The following is a 25,739-nucleotide window of genomic DNA, read 5'->3' on the forward strand; positions in this document are numbered from 1 at the left end:
GCTGAACAGGGTATCTGTCACACCGGCAACAGGTTGCGTTCCCCATACGGGCAGTGCTTCTCTGAACTTTCAGCACCCGTGAACGCGCAAGGGAGGCTCATCGCCGCCTCCCTTGCAACCCAGGCTCCAGGAGGGAAAATCGCCACTGCGTGGTGCATTCGCCTTTTGCCGTCTGCCTGTCGGGTCGGGGGCGAGCCTGCCTCCCCGCAGGCCGCCCCCTCCGCCCGCTTCCCTGCGGGCGGCCCCGGTCAGCCGTCAACGGCTCATCGATTTTCACGCCGGACCGGATCATCGCTGCCACGCTCTGCTTTTCAGGAGGATGAGTTTCGCTGTGATGGGCTGAGCGCCTGCACGCCGCTGCGGAGGTCAGGCGCCCTGAGAGGCACAGAACATGGGGCGAACGGAACCTTTCTGCGGGGTTACATGGAGAGATATCCTGTAATCTGAAAAGGGTATCTGTTACACCGGCAGGGAAATTACCCCCCTCAAGTCCCGCAAGCTATACTTATCTTTACGCGCAAACAACACAACCTGAAACTCCCGTCACAACATTAGTAAAAACGCGGTTACTCATTAGTTTAATTCATGTGAATAGTTAAGCTGATGCCGACGTTCCCTCTTACACTATGCGCAGTTATTACATCGTTTCTGGAAGTTTCCAGTCACCCTGTCAGGAGTATTATCGTGATTAGTCTATTCGACATGTTTAAGGTGGGGATTGGTCCCTCATCTTCCCATACTGTAGGGCCTATGAAGGCGGGTAAACAGTTCGTCGATGACCTGGTCGAAAAAGGATTACTGGATAGCGTTACCCGTGTTGCCGTCGACGTGTATGGTTCACTGTCGCTCACGGGTAAAGGTCACCACACCGATATCGCCATTATTATGGGCCTGGCAGGCAACGAACCTGCCACCGTAGATATTGACAGCATTCCGGGTTTCATTCGCGATGTTGAAAATCGCGGTCGCCTGCTGCTGGCGCAGGGCCAGCATGAAGTCGACTTCCCGCAAAATGACGGGATGCGTTTTCACAATGGCAACCTGCCGCTGCATGAAAACGGCATGCAGATCCACGCCTACAGCGGGGATAACGTTGTCTACAGCAAAACGTATTATTCTATCGGCGGGGGATTTATCGTCGATGAAGAACATTTCGGTCAGGACGCCGCCGGTGAAGTCAGTGTGCCGTATCCGTTCAAATCGGCTACCGAACTGCTGGGCTTTTGCAACAGCACCGGTCTGTCGCTTTCAGGGCTGGCCATGCAAAACGAACTGGCGCTGCACAGCAAGAAAGAGATCGAAGACTATTTTGGTCACGTCTGGCAAACCATGCAGGCCTGTATCGATCGCGGGATGAACACCGAAGGCGTGCTGCCGGGGCCGTTACGCGTACCGCGCCGTGCTTCCGCGCTGCGCCGGATGCTGGTTTCCAGCGACAAGCTGTCCAGCGATCCGATGAACGTGATTGACTGGGTGAACATGTTTGCTCTCGCGGTCAACGAAGAAAACGCTGCCGGTGGGCGCGTGGTTACCGCGCCGACAAACGGGGCGTGCGGGATCGTGCCTGCTGTGCTGGCCTATTACGATCACTTTATTGAGTCCGTCAGCCCGGATATCTATACCCGCTACTTCCTGGCGGCCGGGGCGATCGGCGCGCTGTATAAAATGAACGCCTCCATTTCCGGCGCGGAAGTGGGCTGTCAGGGTGAAGTCGGCGTGGCGTGTTCAATGGCTGCCGCAGGCCTGGCAGAACTGCTGGGCGCCAGTCCGGAGCAGGTATGCGTTGCCGCGGAAATCGGCATGGAGCATAACCTGGGGCTGACCTGCGATCCGGTTGCCGGTCAGGTTCAGGTTCCGTGCATCGAGCGGAACGCCATTGCCTCGGTCAAAGCGATCAACGCTGCGCGGATGGCCATGCGCCGTACCAGCGCGCCCCGCGTCTCGCTGGATAAAGTCATCGAAACGATGTACGAAACCGGTAAAGACATGAACGCGAAATACCGGGAAACCTCTCGCGGCGGTCTGGCGATCAAAGTGCAGTGTGACTAAGCCCGCCCACTCACACGCATAATTTTCCTTTCGCCCATCTGCCACGGATGGGCGAAATTTTTTGCCCTCTCTCGTCGGCCCGCATTTTCCCCACTACACTTGCTCTGTTACGGTTGGCTTTTGTGGCCGACGGTTTTCGGGTGGCCTGCATGCAGACAGCACAACGGATCATAAAAAAATATCGCCGCAGACGTTTTATTCTTTGCACGCTTTGTGCGCTGGCGACACTCATTCTAACGCTGAGCGTTCGATTTATTTCGGAGCGGAATTTAAATCAGCAGCGCACCGCCACCTTTGCCTCCCGCGCGGTGGCCTCACTGGATGAGATCCTCCGTCCCCTGCAAAACGGACGCGACAATCTGCTGCCTTTAATTGGGCTTCCCTGCGCCTCGGCGCACCTGCCTTTACGTAAAGAGGTCGCCCGGCTGCAAACGGTACGGGCTATCGCGCTGGTGCGAAACGGCGTGCTGTATTGCTCCAGCGTGCTTGGCCTGCGCGATGTTCCGATCCGCCAGCTTCAGCCCGATCTCCCAGTTGCGGATGCCAGGCTGTTGCTTTCCACAGACGCGGTACTTATTGCTGGCACCCCTATTCTGATCCAGTGGTATCCCGCTTCGCCCGATGGCAAAGACGGTCTGCTGGAGGTGATAAACATCGACCTGCTCATCTCTTTATTGCTGGAGCCGCGAAAACCGCAAATTACCCACGCCAGTCTGACGGTCGGCAACCGCCATCTCCTTTACGGTAAGGGTGTCGTCGCTACTCTGCCTCCTCTCGATGGAGATGAGCGCTATCAACGTCACTCGCAGCACTTTCCCTTTACCATCAGCGTCACCGGCCCGGGTGCAGAGGCGCTGGCGTTGAGGACGTTACCGACCCAGTTGCCGCTGGCCCTCCTGCTAAGCCTGCTGGTGGGGTATCTCATGTGGCTGGTCACCGCCAACCGGGTGAGTTTCTCCTGGGAAATTAACCTCGCCATCGCCCAGCGGGAGTTTGAACTGTTCTGCCAGCCGCTACTGGACGCGCACACGCAGCAGTGTACAGGGGTGGAAATCTTGCTGCGCTGGAATAACCCCCGTCAGGGCTGGATCTCACCGGACGTGTTTATTCCAATCGCGGAAGAACATCATCTCATCGCGCCGTTGACCCGGTATGTGATAGCGGAAACCATTCGGCAACGGCATTTTTTCCCGATGAGCCACCAGTTTCATATCGGCATCAACGTTGCCGCCAGCCACTTTCATAAGGGTGAGTTACTGAGGGATCTGGACCAGTACTGGTTCAGCGCACAGCCTGTGCAGCAACTGGTTATTGAACTGACGGAACGCGATGCCCTGCGGGATGTGGACTATCGTACCGTTCGCGAAATGCAGCGCCAGCATATCAAACTGGCGATCGATGATTTCGGCACCGGTAATAGCTCGCTGTCATGGCTGGAAAAGCTGCGCCCGGACGTGCTGAAAATTGATAAGTCGTTCACCCATGCCATTGGCACCGACGCCGTTAACTCGACGGTGACCGACATTATTATCGCCCTCGGGCAACGACTGAACATTGAACTGGTCGCGGAAGGAGTGGAAACGCAGGAACAGGCGCAGTATTTGCGCCGTCATGGCGTGCATTTGCTGCAAGGCTATCTTTATGCGAAACCCATGCCGCTGCGTGATTTTCCGCAGTGGCTGGCGGGAAGCCTGCCGCCTCCCGCCAGGCATAACGGACGCATGACACCCGTGATACCGCTGCGCTAGAGGCGATTACTCCTCTTCGTCGTGCGCAGGTTGCTCTTTAACAATTCGCACCAGATCCACGCGATAGTCGTTAGCGTCGACAATGGTAATGCTGAGCGGGGCGACCTCAACCACCTCTCCAACATGGGGGATGTGTCCCTTCGCAGCAATCACCAGACCGGCCACCGTCGCGATATCTTCATCCTCATTAACCAAATTATCCACCGCCAGCGCCTGTTGCAACGCGTGGAGATCGGTGCCGCCTTTCACTAACCAGCCGTTACCGTCAGCGGTGATTTCCGGCGTTTCGTCAGCATCCGGGAACTCTCCGGCGATAGCTTCCAGCACGTCCAGCGGCGTCACCAGCCCCTGTACGACGCCAAACTCGTTGGTGACGATCACAAAACTGCCGCGGGCGCGGCGCAGTACGCCGAGCAGGTTGATAGGATCCAGCGTTTCCGGGACCACTATCGCAGGCGAAGCCGAGGCGATCGCCGCCACGTCAACGCCCTCTTCCAGCGCCACCAACAATTCTTTCGCCCGCACGATACCAATGATCTCATCCAGTTCGCCACGGCACACCGGGAACAGGCTATGCGGCGAAGAAAGCAGTTGCTCGCGAATTTCATTCACGCTCAGGTTCGCGTCCACCCAACTGATTTCCCCGCGCGGCGTCATGATACCGCGCAGCGAGCGCTGGGCCAGGGTCAGGACGCCGTTAATCATATAGCGTTCTTCTTCCGCAAATGCGCCTTCCGGAATGGGCACCGCTGTCTGGCTGTCCGGCTCATGGGCCACGGCAGCCTGGCGTTTACCGCCCATCAAACGCAGGATGGCGTCGGCGGTACGGGCGCGCAGCGGTAGCGTTGACTGATGGCGAATGAAGTTGCGACGCGCAATCTGATTAAACACCTCAATGATGATCGAGAAACCAATCGCCGCGTACAGATACCCTTTCGGTATATGGAAACCAAAACCTTCCGCCACGAGGCTCAGACCGATCATCAGCAGGAAGCTGAGACAGAGCACCACCACCGTTGGGTGCTGGTTGACGAAACGGGTCAGCGGCTTCGACGCCAGCAGCATTACCGCCATGGCGATCACCACGGCCGCCATCATCACCGGCAGATGGTTCACCATACCGACCGCGGTAATCACCGCATCAAGTGAGAACACGGCGTCAAGAATAACGATCTGCGTGACCACCACCCAGAAACTGGCGTAGCCTTTTCCATGCCCTGAATCGTGCTCACGGTTTTCCAGCCGTTCATGCAGTTCTGTTGTCGCCTTGAACAGCAGGAATATCCCCCCCAGCAGCATAATCAGGTCGCGGCCAGAGAAGGTGAAATCCATAACGGAGAACAGCGGTTTGGTCAGGGTCACCATCCAGGAAATGATGGACAGTAGCGCCAGGCGCATAATCAGCGCGAGCGATAAACCGATAAGGCGCGCTTTGTCACGCTGCTTTGGCGGCAGCTTATCCGCAAGAATTGCAATAAAGACCAGGTTATCGATACCCAGAACAATTTCAAGAACGACGAGCGTGAGCAAACCCGCCCAAATTGAAGGGTCCATTAAGAATTCCATGACAAGCTCCTGCTTAAGGAATGGTTAACAGGCGATACGGCAATATGCAGACGAAAAGTGTGACACGAAATGCCAGACTGGCAGGCGCGTTGCGGCCTGAAAGTGAAATGACGTCGGTGACGATCCATATAGCGGGCTGGTGCCCTATACTCCTGATAAGTTAAACGGACGTTAAACATAACAGAGAGAATGCATTTTTGGCAAAGATTTACCTTCCTTTGCAATGAAATGTAACGGGGATATTTTACTCTACGAAATTTCTCATCGGCGAAAGCTAAATTACGGATCTTCATCACATAAAATATTTTTTTCGATATCTAAAATAATTCACGAAACTCATTGCTTTTTCATTGTAACCCTTATCTGAATCGATTCGATTGCGGACGACGATTCAAATACATCTTACTGAATGATGTGTTAACGATAATAAAGGAGGTAGCAAGTGACCATTGCTATTGTGATAGGCACACATGGTTGGGCTGCAGAGCAGTTACTCAAAACAGCAGAGATGTTGTTAGGTGAGCAGGAAAACGTCGGCTGGATCGATTTCGTTCCTGGTGAAAACGCTGAGACACTGATCGAAAAGTACAACGCTCAGCTAGCAAAACTCGACACCAGCAACGGCGTGCTGTTTCTCGTCGATACGTGGGGTGGCAGTCCGTTTAACGCTGCCAGCCGCATTGTCGTCGACAAAGAGCATTACGAAGTGATCGCTGGCGTCAATATTCCTATGCTGGTTGAAACCTTTATGGCGCGAGACGACAACCCGAGCTTTGACGAGCTGGTGCAGCTTGCTGTCGAAACCGGTCGCGAAGGCGTGAAAGCGCTGAAAGCGAAACCGGTTGAAACGGCGGCGCCTGCGCCTGTCGCCGCTGCGCCTAAAGCGGCGGCCCCCGCGAAGCCGATGGGACCGAATGATTATATGGTGATTGGCCTTGCGCGCATTGATGACCGTTTAATCCACGGTCAGGTGGCGACCCGCTGGACTAAAGAAACGAACGTGACCCGCATTATCGTCGTCAGCGACGAAGTGGCTGCGGATACCGTGCGTAAAACACTGTTAACCCAGGTCGCTCCGCCCGGCGTGACGGCCCATGTGGTTGACGTCGCCAAGATGATTCGCGTTTACAACAACCCGAAATATGCCGGCGAGCGTGTGATGCTGCTGTTCACTAACCCGACCGACGTCGAACGTATTGTGGAAGGCGGCGTGAAGATCACCTCTGTCAACATTGGCGGTATGGCTTTCCGTCAGGGTAAAACCCAGGTGAACAACGCAATCTCCGTCGATGCGAAAGATATCGAAGCCTTCAATAAACTCAACGCGCGCGGGATTGAACTTGAAGCGCGGAAAGTTTCCACCGATCCAAAACTGAAAATGATGGATTTGATCGCCAAAGTGGGCAAGTAACCACCGGCATTTAATTAGCTTTCACACATATGTCTGTATAGCAATAGGAGAAGTACAATGGAGATTACCACTCTTCAGATTGTGCTGGTGTTCATCGTCGCATGTATCGCGGGTATGGAGTCGGTACTTGATGAATTTCAGTTCCACCGCCCACTGGTGGCCTGTACGCTCATTGGCGCCGTTCTCGGGGATATGAAAACCGGTATTATCATCGGTGGTACCCTGGAAATGATCGCGCTGGGCTGGATGAACATCGGTGCTGCGGTCGCACCGGATGCCGCACTGGCCTCTATTATCTCGACCGTTCTGGTTATCGCGGGTCATCAAAGCATTGGCGCCGGTATTGCGCTGGCGATCCCGCTGGCCGCGGCAGGCCAGGTGCTGACCATTATCGTTCGTACCATCACTGTCGCATTCCAGCACGCTGCGGATAAAGCCGCGGAAAGCGGCAACCTGACGGCGCTCTCCTGGCTACACGTTTCCTCTCTGTTCCTGCAGGCGATGCGTATCGCTATCCCGGCGGTGATCGTGGCGATCTCCGTAGGCACCAGCGAAGTTCAGGGCATGCTGAACGCGATTCCGGAAGTGGTGACAGGCGGTCTGAACATCGCCGGCGGTATGATTGTGGTCGTCGGTTACGCGATGGTCATCAATATGATGCGCGCAGGCTATTTGATGCCGTTCTTCTACCTCGGCTTCGTCACTGCGGCGTTTACTAACTTCAACCTGGTTGCTCTGGGTGTGATTGGCGCGGTCATGGCCATCCTCTACATTCAGTTGAGCCCGAAATATAACCGTGTCGCAGGTGCGCCAGTACAGGCCGCGGGTAACAACGATCTCGATAACGAACTGGACTAACAGGTGAACGAAATGGTTGATATGACTAAAACTACCACCGAGAAAAAACTCACTCAGAGTGACATTCGTGGCGTGTTCATCCGTTCTAACCTGTTTCAGGGTTCATGGAACTTCGAACGTATGCAGGCGCTGGGTTTCTGCTTCTCCATGGTACCGGCCATTCGCCGTCTGTATCCGGAGAACAACGATGCGCGTAAGCAGGCCATCAAACGTCACCTGGAATTCTTTAATACCCATCCGTACGTTGCCGCACCGGTTCTCGGCGTCACGCTGGCGATGGAAGAACAGCGCGCCAACGGCGCAGAGATTGACGATGGCGCGATCAACGGTATCAAAGTCGGTCTGATGGGACCGCTGGCGGGCGTCGGCGACCCGATTTTCTGGGGTACCGTACGTCCGGTATTCGCGGCATTAGGCGCCGGGATCGCGATGAGCGGTAGCCTGCTTGGTCCGTTGCTGTTCTTCATTCTGTTTAACCTGGTGCGCCTGGCGACCCGCTACTACGGCGTGGCCTACGGTTACCGTAAAGGCGTCGATATCGTTAAGGATATGGGCGGCGGCTTCCTGCAAAAACTGACTGAGGGGGCGTCAATCCTCGGCCTGTTTGTCATGGGGGCGTTGGTGAACAAGTGGACGCACGTCAATATTCCACTGGTGGTTTCCACGATCACCGGTCAGGACGGACAGACCCGCGTCACCACTGTTCAGACCATCCTCGACCAGTTGATGCCGGGCCTGGTGCCGCTGCTGCTGACCTTCGCCTGTATGTGGCTGCTGCGTAAGAAAGTTAACCCGCTGTGGATTATCGTTGGCTTCTTCGTCATCGGTATCGCAGGTTACGCCGTCGGCCTGCTGGGCCAGTAAGACTGTTGTACACTACTGGGGCCAAACGGCCCCGTTTTTATTTTCTCTGGAGGACAGATGTCGATCACGGACCTGGTGCTGGTTTTCTTTATCGCCGCGTTACTGGCATACGCGATTTACGATCAGTTCATCATGCCCCGCCGCAACGGCCCCACTCTGCTTGCTATCCCCCTGCTGCGTCGGGGACGCGTGGACAGCGTTATTTTCATCGGTTTACTCGCCATTCTGATCTACAACAACGTCACCAGCCATGGGGCAATTCTGACCACCTGGTTATTATGCGCGCTGGCGTTGATGGGCTTTTATATTTTCTGGATCCGCGCGCCCAGAATCATCTTCAAGCAGCAAGGCTTTTTCTTCGCCAATGTGTGGATAGAATATAACCGGATTAAAGAGATGAATTTATCGGAAGATGGCGTTCTGGTGATGCAATTAGAGCAACGGCGTTTACTCATTCGCGTTCGGAATATCGATGACCTCGAAAAAATATATAAACTTCTTGTTTCCTCTCAGTGAGTTACAGTTATAGCCTGGGCAATGTTTTACTGTGTTTCTGGTAATCAAAACATAGCTCAGGCTATATATCCGCTTCGGAAATGTTATTTATTTTAACGTTTTTTCAAAAATTAAAGTCAAATGAAAATCGTTTGCAATTAGAAGTCAAATAATATTTCCCCGCAGTTGTTTTATATTCTCAAAATATGTTAAGGTTGCGCCGTCATTGGGGAGTAGCCGATTTCCAGACTCCGGAAATGTACGTGTCAACATACTCGTTGCAAAACGTGGCGCGTACGGACTCATCATCAGTTGAGTCAGGCGAGACCATAGGCGCATCAACTGCTGTGCAGGCCACAGAACGTTGTTCCGGCATGCATGTTTACTGGGGGCAGTGGTGTGTTTTATGGAAACCCCGGTCAGGACGCTGTCATGAATATCACCGCCACAATTATTCTCGCTTTCGGCATGTCAATGGATGCATTTGCCGCATCCATTGGTAAAGGCGCCACGCTGCACAAACCTAAATTTTCTGAAGCCCTGCGCACGGGACTGATTTTCGGCGCGGTCGAAACCCTGACGCCGCTGATCGGCTGGGGGCTGGGGATGCTGGCAAGTAAGTTCGTGCTGGAGTGGAACCACTGGATCGCCTTTATCCTGCTGGTTTTTCTTGGCAGCAGGATGATGATTGAAGGCATTCGCGGCGGTAACGACGAGGATGAAGAACCCCTGCGCCGTCATGGTTTCTGGTTGCTGGTGACCACCGCCATCGCCACCAGCCTCGACGCGATGGCCGTTGGCGTAGGTCTGGCGTTCCTGCAGGTCAATATCATTGCCACCGCGCTGGCTATCGGCTGCGCGACCCTGATCATGTCAACGACGGGTATGATGGTCGGCCGTTTTATCGGTCCCCTGCTCGGTAAACGGGCCGAAATACTTGGCGGGTTGGTCCTGATTGGCATTGGCGTCCAGATCCTCTGGACGCACTTTCACGGTTAAGCCGCGCGTTGCCAGATGTGCAGACTAAAGTCCGTCTGGCAATCAAAGGTCTCTCTGTCGGCCAGCGCCGTCCACACTTCCGCTTTCGCCCGCCAGGCGAATGGCGTCATCTGCAACAACGCCACCGCTGCCTGCCCACTCAGGGACATGGGGTAAGCGAGAGAAACCGACTCGACTAAAGTGAATCCTTCCAGCTGTTCCGCATGCGGCGCATGAAGGCGCACGTCATCATAGATCAGCCCTTTCAGCTCCATTAAATGACGCGGCCCTGGCGTGGCGGTGATCACCCATCCGCCGGGTTTAACCACCCGCGCCAGTTCGGCGGCCTTACACGGTGCGTAAATCCTGACAATGGCGTTCAGGCTGGCGTCGGCAAACGGCAGGCGATGGCTGGATGCCACACAAAACGTGACCTGCGGATAGCGTTTTGCGGCGGCTTTAATGGCCACCTTCGCGACGTCCAGTCCATAAAGGGTAGCCGCAGGGAGAGCGTCAGCAAAGGCATGGGTGTAGTACCCCTCCCCGCAGCCGATATCCAGAATCGACGGGGCCGGAACGTCCAGACGCCCACAGAGTTGCGCCACCACGGCGTCACGCAGCGGTTGGTAATGCCCCGCGTCCAGAAAAGCGCGTCGCGCCTGCATCATTTCGGCACTGTCACCCGGATCGCGTGAACGTTTGTGTTGTACCGGCAGCAGATTCACATACCCCTCTTTCGCCACGTCAAACTGATGACGCTGTGGACAGAGATAGCTGTTCTTCACCTGTTTAAGCGGCAGGTGACATAGGGGGCAGGAAAACGACATAGTAACTCCGGCAGGCTGCTAAAGGGCGCAAGTGTAGCGCGATTTGCGCCCCGGGAGAATATGTCACCACGTGGTCTCAGGCGCCTGCGCGCCATGCATTACCAGCAGATGACTGGAATCGGCAGGCATGCCGTCCGGTTTTACATTTTCCAGACGCAGCACATCCCCCATTATCTGGCTGAAAACGGGCGCGGACACCGCACCGCCATAATACGAACCGTTTTGCGGATCGTTGATCACCACCACCAGCGCAAATTTCGGCGCGCTTGCTGGCGCGACACCGGCGGTATAGGCCACATATTTATCAACATATTTCCCGTCAGCGCCAATCTTCTTGGCGGTACCGGTTTTCACCGCCACCCGGTAATCCCGCACGGCGGCCTTCGTCCCGCCGCCTCCCGGCAAGGCGACGCTTTCCATCATATGTTCTACCTGCTTAACCAGCGCTTGAGGCATTACCCGTTTCCCCATCACCGGCGGGTCTATGCGGGTAATAGAGAGTGGTCGGTAGATACCGAAACTGCCAATCGTGGCGTAAACGTGCGCCAGTTGTAACGGTGTGACCATCAGCCCGTAGCCAAAGGCAAACGTCGCCCGATCGAGATCGCTCCAGTAGCGGCGCTGCGGCATCAGCCCGCGACTTTCGCCGGTAAGTCCCAGCCCTGTCGGTTGCCCAAAGCCAAAGTTTTTATAGGTATCGATCAGCCTCTGAACCGGCATCGCCAATGACAAATGCGACACGCCGGTATCACTCGACTTCTGTAAAATACCGGTCAGCGTAAGCTCCGGGTAAAATCCTACGTCGCGTATGCGATGTCCATCGAGGGTAAACGGATGGGTATCAATGACACTGTCCGGCTGCACTATGCCCTGCTGCAACGCCGTCATAATGACCAGCGGCTTCACCGTCGACCCCGGCTCAAAGGTGTCGCTGATGGCACGATTTCGGAAATCATCCAGCACCGCGCCGTCACGATTGTTCGGGTTAAAGTCCGGGTAGTTCGCCATCGCCAGCACCTCGCCGGTGGCAATGCTCACTAAAATAGCGGCCCCCGACTCCGCTTTGTTCCAGGTGACGGCGTTATCCAGCGCGTCTTCCGTTATGGTTTGCAACCGCTCATCGATACTGAGCTGCAAATTGTGCGCCGGGACTGGACTGACTTCAGTAATGTTCTCAATCACATGACCAAACTTATCTTTTCGCACCAGGCGCGACCCCGGTTTGCCCATCAGCTGCGCGTTAAAACTTTTCTCCACGCCTTCGATGCCCTGGCCGTCGATATTGGTAAAGCCGATGAGATTCGCCGCGACGTGACCTGCGGGATAAAAACGTCGGGATTCTTCGCGCAAATTGATCCCTGGCAGATTAAGCTTATCGATCCACTGCGCCTGCTGCGGCGAGACCTGACGGGCGAGATAAAGAAAGCGGCTGGACGGATCGCGATTGACCCGGGCCGCCAGCGTACTCAGCGAAAGATGCAGCGTTTTTGCCAGCGCCTGCCAGCGTTCGTTATATCCTACCCCACCCTTGCCGATCAGCATTTTCGGATCTACCCAGACGGCGTTGACCGGAACGCTGACCGCCAGCGGACGACCTTCCCGGTCGGTTATCATCCCGCGCGGCGAAGCCGTGGTCACATGGCGTAACGAACGCATATCTTCTTGTTTTACCAGCGTGTCGGGCGTCACAATTTGTAGCCATGCCACCCGCCCCAGCAGCAGCCCAAGACTGAGCAATATGGCGAGACAGAGGAGCGCGAAGCGCGCTGGCGTGAAGTTTCTCGCCGCCCCTTCATTTTTCTTTTTCACCTGTACTCCGGCTTTCATTCTTTTCAGGTGATTGATTTAACGAGAAATCCGGCAGGAAAGCGGGGGGAACAATGCTAATAATGTCGCGGCTTTGCAACAAACCACTAACGGATGAGGGTTTTGAAATATTTTGAAGGATTATGAATTAAAAAGCCCCGCATTCGCGAGGCTTTAAATCTGAGTGTGATGCGCGCGAGCGCTTCAAATCAGTGGTATCGATCAGATAGCGGTTACGTTAACAGCAGCCGGGCCTTTCTGGCCGTCCTGAATTTCGAACTCAACGTTCTGGCCTTCAGCCAGAGTTTTGAAGCCATTACCCTGGATAGCGGAGAAGTGTACAAACACATCTTTGCTGCCGTCTGCCGGAGTAATAAAGCCAAAACCTTTAGACTCGTTGAACCACTTAACTTGACCTTTAATCTTTGCCATTTGCAAAATTCCTTAGAGTGTTTTCTTTGCCCGCAGGCATTACCTAGATGAAACTGAGACATTACTGCATGAGGCACTAATATAAGGTTCGGCAGAGAAGCGGTATTCAACGACAACGTGTTTACTCAGGACTTCTTTACTGAAAATGCCACACATAAACAGAACTGTACCTCGTTTAACCCAAAACGTGTTATCACATACAACGTTAATTATGGCAAGCCATTTTTAAACGTGTCTCGATCCGTCGCACAAATCTCACGAGATGATAAGGTGTATCTGCACAGTTATGCGTCAACACGCGTATCGTTATATTCCCGCGGCGTTCCAGCACCTTCGCCGGATCGGTTGCGCTACAAGGACTTGTTAACCATAGACCAGGAGTTTCAGAACCGCCAGCTTATCCCCGATCATTTTGTTGGTTTACGGCGTTTTCACAAATTCTGCTTTGTTATGCATAAATTGTTTCAACGCAAAAATGTCGGGTTGCATAAATTCCAAAACATTTTACCCTGCCGGGTTTTCTTCTCTTCTTATGCACTAATTTAATGAAAGAATGATGACAATGCACAAAAAAAGGGAGAGAAACGTTTCGATAAAAATAAAACCGATCGTTATCACATAACGAAAACCAACACGTTATTCCCGGTTAAGAAAATATAATACCGAGACAGCGCACGATAACAGTTTAATAGAACGAGGAAAAAGGGATATAACGAAGCGGTGGGGAATGCACAAATAAAGTGCGCCTGCAAAAGCGACATGCAGGAGTGACGCGATGGCAGGCAACGTCACTCCCGTTCTTACCGCTGGATTAACGCTGGATTAACGCTCTGCAACAAGACGGATGATGCCATCATCCTCTTTTGCGTCGTTCACTGCTTTTGGCGCTTCCGTGGTTTTCTCCGGTTCGTTGGCTTCACAGAGGCGGCGCAGCAATGCATTTTGCCGCTTCTGTTGTTCCAGTAACGCTTCAAGCAGTTCTATCTGCTCGTTCGTTCGAGAGCTGGCGCGGTTAACGAAGAACCACAGCACCAGACCGACAACCAGAACCCCCACCGATACAATCAATGACGCAAAATTGAGCACGCCAGAATTTACAACTTCGTTCATTTCACCACCTCACAATAGACGCGCTATTCTACCACCGCGCCAGAGGAAGGAAATCAACGGATGCGAAAATGGCATCACCAGGGGATAAATTTATTGATGGCGCAAATTCCATTGAAGAATTGAACATCCTGATCGCACATGAGGTTGAACACCTGAGCCCACAGCAGCAGGCACACGAGTACAACAACAACCAGAATGACCCATCGAAACTTTTTCACTCCACTCTCCGCTTCAACACCTTATGGCGCTAAATTACCATGCGCTACTTAAACCGGGGCTAACTGTAGCGACAATAGCATCTTTTAGGAATCATTCACTTGTTTCAATAGTTGTAGCCGTTAAGCTCAGTCTCACCAACAAAAGAAAAGAGGTCATAATGCGTTTGATTGTTCGCGCTATTGTTTTGCTTGCGCTGGTCTGGATTGGCCTGTTACTGAGTGGGTATGGTGTGCTGATCGGCAGCCAGGAGAATGCAGCCGGATTGGGCCTGCAGTGTAAATACTTAACGGCCCGTGGCACGGCGACTGCGCAATATATTCATTCTGATAGCGGCATTATTGGTTTAACGAACTGCCCGCTGCTACGCAAAAGCGCAGTGGTGGTGGATAATAATTGATCTTCTGCCGAAGCGGGAGAGGAAGCAAATAAGAAATACAGGAACGATTTGCCCCTGTATTTCTTGTCACGTCTCGCGTTGTGTTAACGCGTCATCTCAATCCGTAGATTGTCAAAACGGATAGTCGTTATAGCCCATTTGTTCAGAGATTTTACGTGCGGCGGTATGCAGCATTTCAACATATTCGTGCAAGCGTTCTTCAGAGAAACGTAGGGTCGGGAAAGAAATGCTGAGACCGGCGATCACTACGCCAAAACGGTCGAATACCGGCACCCCGATGCAGCGCAATCCTTCTTCCTGTTCTTCATTGTCTTCGCCGTAGCCCTGCTCGCGCACCTTATCCAGCAGCGGCAGCAACGCTTCCGTGGTGGTGATGGTACGTTCGGTGCTGCGTTTATACTCAACGCCGTCAAGAATTTGCTTCACTTCCTCACGGTCGCGCCAGGCCAGCAGGACTTTACCAATCGCGGTACTGTACAGCGGGTTACGGCGGCCAATTCGGGAGTACATGCGCAGGTTGTACATGGAGTCGATTTTATGGATGTAAACGATGCTGTCTTCATCCAGCGCCCCCAGGTGCACCGTCTCTTTGGTCAGACGGGAAAGTTCTCGCATCTGGATATCGGCGCTGCGGATAAGATCGACGTTTTGCAACGCACGCGCGCCCAGTTCAAACAGTTTGAGCGTCAGAGAATACTTCTCTGATTCGCCTTCCTGCGCCACATAGCCCAGGGTTTTCATGGTCTGCAAAAAGCGATAAACGGTGCTCTTTGACATCATGACGCGCTGAGACAGCTCGGTAATCCCTATTTCACGCTCTTCTCCCAGCGCCTGCAAAATGCCAAAAACCTTTAGCACGGAAGATACAGAATCGGGCTGTTTATCCAGATCTGCGTTAGCCATTTATCACCTCATTACGAGTGTTTTATAAAAATCAGAACGAGTTTTTATTATAATTTCAGCGCCAGGCGGCCGCAATCCATCTTTGCTTACTTCGTTACAAATCTGCGACATAAGGCCTGAATATCAGTGCTAAAATCGCTACCCTGATCATACTCCTCGCAAAAACTATCAACCATATGAATAAATCACAGGCCGACGGTCTGCCGCTTCCGCAGCGCTACGGTGCTATTTTCACCATCGTCATCGGGATCTCAATGGCCGTGCTTGATGGCGCGATCGCTAATGTGGCGTTGCCCACCATCGCCACCGATCTCCAGGCTTCTGCCGCCAGCTCTATCTGGGTGGTTAACGCTTACCAAATCGCGATTGTCGTTTCGTTACTGTCACTGTCTTTTCTTGGCGATATGTTTGGCTATCGCCGTATTTACAAATGCGGACTGGTGGTCTTTCTGCTGGCTTCGCTTTTCTGCGCGCTTTCCGACTCATTACAGATGCTCACCGTGGCGCGTGTGGCGCAGGGTTTCGGTGGCGCGGCGTTAATGAGCGTCAATACGGCGCTCATCCGTCTGATCTACCCTCAGCGCCATCTGGGACGCGGAATGGGGATTAACTCGTTTATTGTCGCCGTCTCGTCTGCCGCTGGCCCCACCATTGCCGCCGCCATCCTCTCCATCTCATCATGGAAGTGGCTGTTTTTAATTAATGTCCCGCTGGGCATTATCGCCCTGCTGCTGGCAATCCGCTATCTGCCGCCCAACGCGCCGCGGGAGAATAAACCACGCTTCGATCTCCCGAGCGCGATCATGAATGCCTTGACGTTTGGTCTGTTAATCACGGCCCTCAGTGGTTTTGCGCAAGGACAATCGCTGACGTTAATTACCGCGGAGCTGGTGGCGCTGATGATAGTAGGTTACTTATTTATCCGCCGACAGTTGGCCCTTCCTGTGCCGCTGTTGCCGGTCGATCTGCTGCGTATTCCGCTTTTTTCCCTGTCGATTGGCACATCCATCTGCTCTTTCTGCGCTCAAATGCTGGCAATGGTCTCCCTGCCTTTTTATCTGCAAACGGTTCTGGGACGTAGTGAAGTGGAAACCGGCTTGCTGTTGACCCCCTGGCCGCTGGCCACAATGGTGATGGCCCCGCTGGCGGGGTATCTGATCGAGCGTGTTCACGCCGGATTACTTGGCGCGATGGGCATGGTGGTGATGGCATGCGGCCTGTTCGCGCTGGTGTTGCTGCCTTCTGCGCCGTCCGACTTTAATATCATCTGGCCGATGATTTTATGCGGGGCGGGTTTTGGACTGTTCCAGTCGCCAAACAATCACACCATTATCACGTCAGCCCCGCGCGAACGCAGCGGCGGCGCGAGCGGTATGCTGGGAACAGCACGTCTGCTGGGACAAAGTACGGGCGCGGCATTGGTTGCCCTTATGCTCAACCATTTCGGTGATAACGGCACGCACGTTTCCCTGCTGGCAGCCGGTATTCTGGCGTCGGTGGCGGCCGTGGTGAGTGGGTTACGCATCACTCAACCTCGTTCGCAGGCGTAAAAAATGCGCGTCAAAAGACGCGCATTCAGATTCAACCATGATGTCCGGGAAGCGTCAGCGCCACCGGACATCATGTCTTACTTCAGGTATGCGCCACTGCGCAGCGCTTCGATACGTTTATCCAGCGGCGGGTGCGTCATAAACAGTTCGCTCAGGGACTTGCCCTTACCGTTAATGCAAAACGCCATCATGCTGGATGCTTCCTGCGGTTCATAGCTGGTTTTCAGACGTTGTAATGCGGCAATCATTTTTTCACGCCCGACCAGCTTCGCAGAGCCCGCGTCGGCATGGAATTCACGGTGACGGGAGAACCACATGGTGATAATGCTTGCCAGAATACCGAAGACCAGCTCCAGAACCATCGCCACCACGAAGTAAATCATCGGGTTGCCGTTGCTACCCTCACCCTCGTCGCGGTTGCCGCCAAGAAAACCTGCGGCGATCTGCGCCAGAATACGCGAAATAAAGATAACAAAGGTGTTCACGACCCCCTGAATCAGGGTCATTGTCACCATGTCACCATTGGCGATATGGCTAATTTCGTGCGCAATGACCGCTTCGGCTTCGTCCGGACTCATGTTTTGCAGCAGGCCAGTACTGACCGCCACCAGCGACGCGTCACGGCGCGCACCGGTCGCAAAGGCGTTAATATCCGGCGCATGGTAAATAGCCACCTGCGGCATAGCGATACCCGCCTGACGCGCCTGCGTTTCGACGGTGTTTAACAGCCAGCGTTCTCTTTCATTGCGCGGTTGCTCAATCACTTCTCCGCCCACGGAACGCAACGCCATCCATTTGGACATCAGCAGAGAGATGAAGGAACCACCAAAACCGAACAGCAGCGCCATGATCATCAGGCCCTGTACGCTGCTCGACTGAATTCCTGTCAGACTTAACACCAGACCGAACACAACCATGACGGCCAGGTTCGTTAACAGGAAGAGCGCGATTCGCATCATAATTTTCTTTTAACCTCAACTTAACAAAACGCACTATGCGATTACCCACATCGTATGGGTCGTATGGTTATTTTCAAGCATCAGCGGGCGGTAAGTCACCAGAAAGACACAACTTTACATTTTGTTGCCGTTGGCTGACGTCCTGCTGCGAGTGTTAAAAAAACAGGCACAATTTCTTGTGCCTGTGTGGGGTTATTTGGCGGAAGCGGGCTGTTCTGCGGGCTTCTCTTTTTCGAGGCGCGCCAGATCCAGCGCGATTTTCACGGTTTCATCAAGATACGGATCCGGCTCCTGGTAATCTTTCGGCAGATCGTCCAGTTTCTTCAACACCGGTTTGCCTTCACGCGTAAACCGATCGTTGATCCGCGCCAGACGCAACGCATCATCTTCATTATTCTCTTTTTCACGCTGAGCATAATTGAGAGAAACGATATTGCGTTTATCCTTCATAGCATTGAAACGGGCAATGTCCTTCATGATGTACTGGAACTCAGGATCGCTGGCGATACGGGCATTGTGCGCTTTCAGCAACGCGGGTCCGAACGGTTTGAGATCGTCTGACTTCACATAAGTTGCCGCATCAATGCTATCCCACGGCAGTGCGTTATCTTCGAATTTCTCACCGGTTTCCGTCTCTTCATTACCTGTCGGCATGATGATATCCGGCGTTACCCCTTTGCGCTGGGTACTGCCGCCGTTCACGCGGTAGAATTTCTGGATCGTATACTGCACCGAGCCCAGCGCGGGCCATTCCGGGCGCAGCATTTGATCGTAAATACGGTTCAGGGAACGATATTGCTGAACGGTACCTTTGCCGAAGGTCGGTTCGCCAACGATTAACGCACGACCGTAGTCCTGCATCGCCGCGGCGAAGATTTCCGACGCCGATGCGCTAAAGCGATCGACCATTACCACCAGCGGCCCTTTATAGTACACAACGCCATCGGTGTCGCTGTCTTCACGGACTTTACCGTTATTGTCGCGCACCTGGACCACCGGACCTGAAGGGATAAACAGACCAGAGAGCGAAACAGCCTCGGTCAATGCCCCGCCGCCGTTGGTACGCAGATCGATAATGACGCTGCTGACGTTCTGTTTTTCCAGCTTCTGCAACTGGACTTTCACATCGTCAGTCAGACCGACGTAGAAGCCCGGAATGTCCAACACGCCGACCTTCTCTTTGCCGACGGTTTTAACGGTCATTTTAACCGCGCGATCTTCAAGACGAATACGTTCACGGGTCAGCGTCACAATGCGGGTTTTTGTCCCCTTACCGGCAGGCAAAATTTCCAGGCGAACCTTACTGCCCTTTGGACCTTTGATAAGCGCAACCACGTCATCAAGACGCCAGCCAATCACGTCCACCATGCTCTTGCCGGTCTGTCCTACGCCGACAATGCGATCGCCAACGCTAATCGCTTTACTTTTCGCCGCCGGACCGCCCGCGACCATGGAGTTAATAACCGTATAGTCGTCATCCATCTGCAACACCGCGCCAATGCCTTCCAGAGACAGGCTCATTTCAGTATTAAACTGCTCGGTGTTGCGCGGCGAGAGGTAGTTGGTATGGGGGTCGATTTCGCGGGCGAATGCCGTCATCGCCAGGGAAAAAACGTCTTCACTGTTGGTCTGAGTCAAACGGCGAATCGCTGATTTATAGCGGCGCGTCAGCGTTTCGCGAATTTCTTTGTCGGTTTTGCCGGTCAGCTTGAGGCTAAGCTCATCAAATTTCACTTTGCTGTCCCACAGCACATTCAGCTCAGCCTCATTTTTCGGCCAGGGCGCTTTGCTGCGGTCCAGGTTGAAATTATCGTTGCCGGTAAAATCCATCGGACGTTCCAGCACCGTTAACGCGTACTGATACCGTTCGAAGCGGCGCTTTTGCGCCAGATTGTAGAGATCGTAGAAAACGTCAAGCTTTCCCGAACGCAACTCGTCACCTATTTGGCCTTTCTTCTTCGCGTACTGTTCTACGTCGCCAGCCAGCAGTACGTTATGGCTATAGTCGAGAAGATTTAAATAACGGTCGAAAATTTTGGCGGAAAAAGCTTCGTCAAGATCGAACTGACGATAATGCGAACGCGTGAAGCGCGACGTAACGCGCTCACTGACGGTCGCATGTTGCGTTTCTTCCTTAAGGACGGGAATTTGATCGGCACGCGTAATGTCGTCTACAGCGAAGGTCTGGCCTGCTAGTGCAAGCAGGCCAGCTAACGCGGTAAGCCTAAAAATTCTGTTCATGCCAGGCCTGGCCTCCGTTTCAGAACACCAGGTGTTCTGCGCGTACAATCAAAGACATACCCGAATTCAGCTGTACACGGACACCATCTTTGGTGATTTCTAATACCGTGGCATCCATCGCATCGTTACCCGCTTTCACCTTCAGAGACTGGCCTACGCTCAGGACGGAAATATCCGAAACCGGAGTCAGCTTCTCTTCACGAGGGGCGCGCGGCGCTTTTGCAGCCGGTTTTTCTCCACGCGGTTTACGTTCGGTCGCGTCTTTACGGCGCGGAGCTGGACGCGGCTTGCGCTCGCGGCGTGGCGCGTCGGTGGTTTCCCCTGCGGCAGCGGCAGCTTCGCGTTTTTTCGCTTGCTGTTCCGCACGCTGCGCCTGAACGCGTGCTTTCGCTTCTTCAAGCTGCTTACGCGCGTGTTCAACATGCTGCTCATCCAGCTCACCGCACGGGTTGCCGTCGAGATCAACACGCGTCGCACCCGGCTTCACGCCGTACAGGTAACGCCAGCTGGAAGTATAAAGACGTAAAGCGGAACGAAGTTGCGTTTTGCTGAGGTTCATTTCACCCTCAATACGCTCCACCAGATCCTGAAAAATACCAATTTTCAGCGGGCGCGCTTCGCCTTCCGCACTAAAGCACTGCGGAAAACGCTCGGCCAAAAACGCGATAACTTCTTTACTGCTATTCAACTTAGGTTGATTTTCCATGAAATTTCCTGATTACAACGGACGTAGCCAACAAGCCGCAGGCATGAACAGGCGTCATTATAATGACGCCATCAGTAATTGCTACGTTATCCGTTGATTATCCTGCGACGCTCGCAAAGAATTTTTTGTAATCCGACGTTGCAAGCACGGTCTGGAGCTGTTCTACCAGCTCACGAAGTCCGGCTTCGTCCTCTTCAGTGAAACGCCCGAACACCGTACTGTCGATATCCAGCACGCCGATTTGCTGCGCGTTTACCGTAACCGGCAGCACGATTTCCGCATTGCTCGCGGCATCGCAGGCTATGTGTCCATCAAACGCGTGAACGTCTTCAATACGCTGAACCTGATTTTGCGCGATGGCGGTACCGCATACGCCGCGCCCCACCGGGATCCGCACGCAGGCGATTTTGCCCTGAAACGGGCCCAGCACCAACGTGTCGTTTTCCAGCAGGTAAAAACCCGCCCAGTTCACGTCCGCCAGACGTTCGTACAGCAGCGCGCTGGTATTCGCCAGCGTTGCCAAAAAACTGGTCTCCCCTGCCATCAATGCCTGAAAATCGCGGTTCAGATCCGCATACAGCTCGGTCTTGTTCATTATTTAATCACTTGGTTGTCTTACGCTTACTGCCGGACTATTAAAATAAGCATTAAATGCGTTATTGCTCAAGATCATTCCCGTCATGAGTTAATATTACATTAATCTAACACTTTGAATCGCGATACATGGCTCTCAAGACTCAACACATTACGCCAACCAAAAAAATAGCGATCTGGTCCATCAGCGAAGCTCTTCCCCGTGCACACTATCAGCGCTGCCCTCAGTGCGACCTGCTGTTTAGTCTGCCGAAAATGCGTTCTCACCAGAGCGCCTATTGCCCCCGCTGCCAGGCGAAAATACGCGACGGTCGCGACTGGTCGTTAACCCGTCTCGCGGCGATGGCGGTTACCATGATGCTGCTAATGCCCTTTGCCTGGGGCGAGCCGCTGCTGCACATCTATCTGCTCGGCATCCGCATTGACGCCAACGTTATGCAGGGGATCTGGCAGATGACCAAACAGGGCGATCCTGTCACCGCCGCGATGGTGTTCTTTTGCGTCGCCGGCGCGCCGCTGATCCTTGTCACCGCAATAGCCTATCTGTGGTTTGGCAATATCCTCGGCATGAATCTGCGCCCAGTCCTGCTGATGCTGGAAAGACTGAAAGAGTGGGTGATGCTGGACATTTACTTGGTCGGCATTGGCGTCGCGTCAATTAAGGTTCAGGATTACGCCTTCTTACAGCCGGGCGTCGGCCTTTTTGCTTTCGTGGCGTTAGTCATCCTGAGCATCCTGACGCTCTCGCACCTCAACGTCGAGCAGCTGTGGGAGCGTTTTTATCCGCAGCGGCCAGCAAATCGACCGGACGAAAAGCTCCGCGTCTGCCTCGGCTGCCATTTTACCGGCTACCCGGATCGCCGGGGACGCTGCCCGCGCTGTCACATTCCGCTGCGCGAACGTCGAAACCAGAGCATACAAAAATGTTGGGCGGCGCTGCTGGCGTCAATTGTCTTTCTGCTGCCCGCGAACCTGTTGCCTATCTCGGTGATCTACGTCAACGGCGGGCGTCAGGAAGACACCATCATGTCCGGTATTATGTCGCTCGCCAGCAGCAATATCGCCGTTGCCGCCGTGGTCTTTATCGCCAGTATTCTGGTGCCCTTTACCAAAGTGATCGTCATGTTTACCCTGCTGCTCAGCATTCACTTCAAATGTGAGCAGGGGCTGCGGACGCGCATCCAATTGCTGCGGATGGTGACCTGGATCGGCCGTTGGTCGATGCTGGATCTGTTTGTCATTTCGTTAACCATGTCGCTCATTAACCGCGACCAGATTCTTGCTTTTACTATGGGACCGGCTGCGTTTTATTTCGGCGCAGCGGTAATTTTGACTATTCTTGCTGTTGAATGGCTGGACAGCCGCTTACTTTGGGATGCACATGAGTCAGGAAACGCCCGCTTCGCAGACTGAAGCGCAAATTAAAACAAAACGCCGTATCTCGCCTTTCTGGCTATTGCCGCTCATTGCTTTAATGATTGCGGGCTGGCTGATATGGAACAGCTACGAGGATCGTGGAAACACCGTTACCATCGACTTTCAGTCGGCGGACGGTATTGTGCCGGGGCGAACGCCCGTCCGTTATCAGGGCGTCGAAGTCGGTACTGTCCAGGATATCAGCCTGAGTAAAGACCTGCGCAAAATTGAAGTGCGGGTCAGCATTAAATCAGACATGAAGGATGCCCTGCGCGAAGAAACCCAGTTCTGGCTGGTCACGCCTAAAGCCTCGCTTGCTGGCGTCTCCGGGCTTGACGCGCTGGTCGGCGGCAACTATATCGGCATGATGCCCGGCAAAGGCGCCGAGAAGGATCACTTTGTCGCTCTCGACACCCAGCCGAAATATCGTCTTGATAATGGCGATTTAATGATTCATCTGCATGCTCCGGATCTCGGTTCGCTGAACAGCGGCTCACTGGTCTATTTCCGTAAGATCCCGGTCGGCAAAGTGTATGACTACAGCATCAATCCTAATAAACAGGGCGTCACTATCGACGTGCTGATCGAACGCCGATTCACCAACCTGGTGAAAAAAGGCAGTCGCTTCTGGAACGTGTCGGGCATCGACGCAGACGTCAGCCTGAACGGGGCGAAAGTGAAGCTCGAAAGCCTGGCCGCACTGGTTAACGGCGCTATCGCCTTTGACTCGCCGGAGTCGTCAAAACCGGCGGAGCAAGAAGATTCGTTCGGGCTGTATGAAGATCTGGCCCACAGCCAGCGTGGCGTTATTGTGAAGCTGCAACTGCCGAGCGGCGAAGGGCTGAAGGCGGACTCCACCCCGCTGATGTATCAGGGGCTTGAGGTTGGCGAACTCACCAAACTGGTATTACAACCGGGTGGTAAAGTCACCGGCGAAATGACCGTCGATCCCAGCGTGGTCACATTATTGCGTGAGAATACCCGCATTGAACTGCGCAGTCCTAAACTCTCGCTTAGCGACGCCAATATTAGCTCGCTGCTGACGGGCAAAACCTTTGAGCTGGTACCCGGCGACGGCGAACCGCGTAGCGAGTTTATGGTCGTTCCCGGCGAAGAAGCGCTTTTGCACGAGCCTGACGTTCTGACCCTGACTCTCACCGCGCCGGAAAGCTACGGCATTGACGCGGGGCAGCCGCTGATCCTGCATGGCGTTCAGGTCGGCCAGGTTATCGATCGCAAACTGACCCCCAAAGGCGTGACTTTTACCGTCGCCATCGATCCGCAACATCGCGATCTGGTGAAAGGCGACAGCAAATTTGTCGTCAATAGCCGGGTCGACGTCAAAGTCGGACTGGACGGCGTGGAGTTTCTCGGCGCCAGCGCCAGCGAATGGATCAATGGCGGTATTCGCATTCTGCCCGGTAATAAAGGCGAAATGAAATCCAGCTATCCGCTGTATGCCAATCTGGAAAAAGCGGTGGAAAATAGCCTCAGCGATCTGCCTACGACCACCCTGACGCTCAGCGCGGAAACGCTGCCTGACGTGCAGGCGGGTTCGGTCGTGCTGTATCGCAAATTTGAGGTGGGTGAAGTGATCACGGTGCGTCCGCGCGCCAACGCGTTTGATATCGACCTGCATATCAAACCGGAATACCGTAACCTGCTGACCAGCAACAGCGTGTTCTGGGCGGAAGGCGGCGCGAAAGTGCAGCTCAACGGCAGCGGGTTGACCGTTCAGGCCTCTCCCCTGTCGCGGGCGCTGAAAGGCGCGATCAGCTTCGATAACCTGAGCGGCGCGAGCGCCAGCCAGCGTAAAGGCGACAAACGCATTCTGTACGCCTCGGAAACCGCCGCCCGCGCCGTTGGCGGCCAGATTACGCTTCACGCATTTGATGCCGGGAAGCTGGCTGCCGGCATGCCGATCCGCTACCTCGGGATTGATATCGGGCAAATCCAGACCCTGGAACTGATCACCGCCCGCAACGAAGTTCAGGCAAAAGCGGTGTTATACCCGGAATACGTGCAGACCTTTGCCCGCGCGGGCACCCGTTTCTCGGTGATCACCCCGCAAATCTCGGCGGCAGGCGTGGAGCATCTGGACACCATCCTGCAACCTTATATCAACGTGGAGCCGGGGCGCGGGAATCCTCGTCGCAACTTTGAACTTCAGGAAGCCACCATCACCGACTCTCGCTATCTCGACGGTTTAAGTATTGTGGTGGAAGCGCCGGAGGCCGGTTCGCTGGCTATCGGTACGCCGGTCCTGTTCCGCGGGATAGAGGTCGGAACAGTGACCGGCATGACGCTGGGTTCGCTGTCGGACCGCGTGATGATTGCCCTGCGCATCAGCCAACGTTATCAACATCTGGTGCGCAATAATTCGGTCTTCTGGCTGGCCTCCGGCTACAGTCTGGACTTCGGCCTGACGGGCGGCGTCGTGAAAACCGGCACCTTTAATCAGTTCATTCGCGGCGGCATTGCCTTTGCTACCCCGCCAGGCATACCGCTGGCGCCGAAAGCGCAGGCAGGCAAACACTTCCTGTTGCAGGAAAGCGAACCGAAAGAGTGGCGCGAATGGGGAACGGCTCTGCCGCGCTAATACCATTGCTC

24 protein-coding genes and 1 riboswitch are annotated in these 25,739 nt (G+C 54.2%); of the genes, 11 read left to right on the forward strand and 13 right to left on the reverse strand.

The genetic code is table 11. The features are described 5' to 3' along the window. Positions 1-684 precede the first annotated feature (684 nt). On the forward strand, positions 685-2,049 hold the full coding sequence (gene sdaA, locus CSE01S_RS10405) for an L-serine ammonia-lyase (RefSeq protein WP_042287775.1): 1,365 nt from the start codon (positions 685-687) through the stop codon (positions 2,047-2,049). Between the two features lie 149 nt (positions 2,050-2,198). Further along, entirely contained in the window at positions 2,199-3,797 is a 1,599-nt protein-coding gene (gene pdeD / locus CSE01S_RS10410) for a cyclic di-3',5'-guanosine monophosphate phosphodiesterase PdeD (protein WP_042287777.1), read from the forward strand. A gap of 6 nt (positions 3,798-3,803) precedes the next feature. On the opposite strand, the gene yoaE is transcribed toward pdeD, so the two are convergent. Continuing rightward, positions 3,804-5,363, reverse strand: coding sequence for a CNNM family cation transport protein YoaE (gene yoaE, locus CSE01S_RS10415; RefSeq protein WP_042287780.1), 1,560 nt, complete (start codon positions 5,361-5,363; stop codon positions 3,804-3,806). Then, the gene (locus CSE01S_RS23615) at positions 5,351-5,656 is read right to left on the reverse strand and encodes a protein YoaL (protein WP_373322609.1); all 306 of its coding nucleotides are present in this window, start codon (positions 5,654-5,656) and stop codon (positions 5,351-5,353) included. The genes yoaE and CSE01S_RS23615 overlap by 13 nt, the downstream gene beginning before the upstream one ends. Positions 5,657-5,805: 149 nt before the next feature. Between CSE01S_RS23615 and manX the strand changes: the two genes are divergently transcribed. The 5 genes from manX (at position 5,806) to mntP (ending at position 9,990) form a co-directional block, all read left to right on the forward strand. After that, a complete protein-coding gene (manX, locus tag CSE01S_RS10425; protein WP_042287785.1) occupies positions 5,806-6,774 on the forward strand; it encodes a PTS mannose transporter subunit IIAB in 969 nt (322 codons plus the stop codon). 57 nt (positions 6,775-6,831) lie between these two features. Beyond that, positions 6,832-7,632: a PTS mannose/fructose/sorbose transporter subunit IIC gene (locus CSE01S_RS10430; RefSeq protein WP_042287787.1), complete on the forward strand. Its 801-nt coding sequence runs from the start codon at positions 6,832-6,834 to the stop codon at positions 7,630-7,632. Between the two features lie 12 nt (positions 7,633-7,644). Then, the gene (locus tag CSE01S_RS10435; protein WP_024132703.1) at positions 7,645-8,496 is read left to right on the forward strand and encodes a PTS mannose transporter subunit IID; all 852 of its coding nucleotides are present in this window, start codon (positions 7,645-7,647) and stop codon (positions 8,494-8,496) included. 57 nt (positions 8,497-8,553) lie between these two features. Further along, positions 8,554-9,012, forward strand: coding sequence for a DUF986 family protein (locus tag CSE01S_RS10440; protein ID WP_042287791.1), 459 nt, complete (start codon positions 8,554-8,556; stop codon positions 9,010-9,012). 195 nt (positions 9,013-9,207) lie between these two features. Further along, positions 9,208-9,310: riboswitch (yybP-ykoY riboswitch) on the forward strand. A 113-nt stretch (positions 9,311-9,423) separates the two neighbouring features. After that, a complete protein-coding gene (gene mntP / locus CSE01S_RS10445; RefSeq protein ID WP_042287794.1) occupies positions 9,424-9,990 on the forward strand; it encodes a manganese efflux pump MntP in 567 nt (188 codons plus the stop codon). Here the strand turns inward: mntP and rlmA are convergent. The 6 genes from rlmA to mgrB all read right to left on the reverse strand — a co-directional run bounded on the left by rlmA (position 9,987) and on the right by mgrB (position 14,362). Next, positions 9,987-10,796, reverse strand: a complete 810-nt coding sequence (gene rlmA / locus CSE01S_RS10450; protein ID WP_042287796.1) for a 23S rRNA (guanine(745)-N(1))-methyltransferase — start codon at positions 10,794-10,796, stop codon at positions 9,987-9,989. The genes mntP and rlmA overlap by 4 nt on opposite strands. 63 nt (positions 10,797-10,859) lie before the next feature. Then, positions 10,860-12,605: a peptidoglycan glycosyltransferase FtsI gene (ftsI, locus tag CSE01S_RS10455; RefSeq protein WP_042288196.1), complete on the reverse strand. Its 1,746-nt coding sequence runs from the start codon at positions 12,603-12,605 to the stop codon at positions 10,860-10,862. A 219-nt stretch (positions 12,606-12,824) separates the two neighbouring features. After that, complete coding sequence (cspE, locus tag CSE01S_RS10460; protein ID WP_001062678.1) at positions 12,825-13,034, reverse strand: transcription antiterminator/RNA stability regulator CspE; 210 nt, start codon at positions 13,032-13,034, stop codon at positions 12,825-12,827. Between the two features lie 39 nt (positions 13,035-13,073). Continuing rightward, positions 13,074-13,190 carry a DUF2627 domain-containing protein gene (locus CSE01S_RS10465; RefSeq protein ID WP_042287799.1) on the reverse strand — a complete coding sequence of 39 codons (117 nt, stop codon included), beginning with the start codon at positions 13,188-13,190 and terminating at the stop codon, positions 13,074-13,076. Positions 13,191-13,856: 666 nt separating this feature from the next. Continuing rightward, on the reverse strand, positions 13,857-14,144 hold the full coding sequence (locus CSE01S_RS10470) for a YebO family protein (protein ID WP_042287801.1): 288 nt from the start codon (positions 14,142-14,144) through the stop codon (positions 13,857-13,859). 74 nt (positions 14,145-14,218) lie between these two features. Then, on the reverse strand, positions 14,219-14,362 hold the full coding sequence (gene mgrB / locus CSE01S_RS10475; protein WP_042287804.1) for a PhoP/PhoQ regulatory lipoprotein MgrB: 144 nt from the start codon (positions 14,360-14,362) through the stop codon (positions 14,219-14,221). 158 nt (positions 14,363-14,520) lie between these two features. On the opposite strand from mgrB, the gene CSE01S_RS10480 reads away from it, so the two are divergent. Next, entirely contained in the window at positions 14,521-14,760 is a 240-nt protein-coding gene (locus CSE01S_RS10480) for a YobH family protein (protein WP_042287807.1), read from the forward strand. Between the two features lie 111 nt (positions 14,761-14,871). Here CSE01S_RS10480 and kdgR read toward each other — a convergent pair whose 3' ends face one another. Further along, a complete protein-coding gene (gene kdgR, locus CSE01S_RS10485; protein ID WP_042287810.1) occupies positions 14,872-15,663 on the reverse strand; it encodes a DNA-binding transcriptional regulator KdgR in 792 nt (263 codons plus the stop codon). A 176-nt stretch (positions 15,664-15,839) separates the two neighbouring features. Between kdgR and CSE01S_RS10490 the strand changes: the two genes are divergently transcribed. Continuing rightward, a complete protein-coding gene (locus tag CSE01S_RS10490; RefSeq protein ID WP_042287812.1) occupies positions 15,840-17,213 on the forward strand; it encodes an MFS transporter in 1,374 nt (457 codons plus the stop codon). Positions 17,214-17,290: 77 nt separating this feature from the next. Here CSE01S_RS10490 and htpX read toward each other — a convergent pair whose 3' ends face one another. The 4 genes from htpX to CSE01S_RS10510 form a co-directional block, all read right to left on the reverse strand. Then, complete coding sequence (htpX, locus tag CSE01S_RS10495; protein ID WP_042287815.1) at positions 17,291-18,172, reverse strand: protease HtpX; 882 nt, start codon at positions 18,170-18,172, stop codon at positions 17,291-17,293. Between the two features lie 192 nt (positions 18,173-18,364). Next, entirely contained in the window at positions 18,365-20,413 is a 2,049-nt protein-coding gene (gene prc / locus CSE01S_RS10500) for a carboxy terminal-processing peptidase (RefSeq protein WP_042287817.1), read from the reverse strand. A 19-nt stretch (positions 20,414-20,432) separates the two neighbouring features. Further along, positions 20,433-21,119, reverse strand: coding sequence for an RNA chaperone ProQ (proQ, locus tag CSE01S_RS10505; protein ID WP_042287819.1), 687 nt, complete (start codon positions 21,117-21,119; stop codon positions 20,433-20,435). Between the two features lie 97 nt (positions 21,120-21,216). Continuing rightward, entirely contained in the window at positions 21,217-21,714 is a 498-nt protein-coding gene (locus CSE01S_RS10510) for a free L-methionine (R)-S-oxide reductase MsrC (protein WP_042287822.1), read from the reverse strand. 128 nt (positions 21,715-21,842) lie between these two features. Between CSE01S_RS10510 and yebS the strand changes: the two genes are divergently transcribed. Together yebS and CSE01S_RS10520 are read left to right on the forward strand one after the other, a co-directional pair. Then, a complete protein-coding gene (gene yebS, locus CSE01S_RS10515) occupies positions 21,843-23,126 on the forward strand; it encodes a membrane integrity lipid transport subunit YebS (RefSeq protein WP_042287824.1) in 1,284 nt (427 codons plus the stop codon). Beyond that, on the forward strand, positions 23,095-25,728 hold the full coding sequence (locus CSE01S_RS10520) for a PqiB family protein (protein WP_042287827.1): 2,634 nt from the start codon (positions 23,095-23,097) through the stop codon (positions 25,726-25,728). Before yebS ends, CSE01S_RS10520 begins: the two co-directional genes overlap by 32 nt. Positions 25,729-25,739 lie beyond the last annotated feature (11 nt).

The sequence above is a fragment of the Citrobacter sedlakii NBRC 105722 genome, from assembly GCF_000759835.1.
Classification (GTDB): domain Bacteria; phylum Pseudomonadota; class Gammaproteobacteria; order Enterobacterales; family Enterobacteriaceae; genus Citrobacter_A; species Citrobacter_A sedlakii.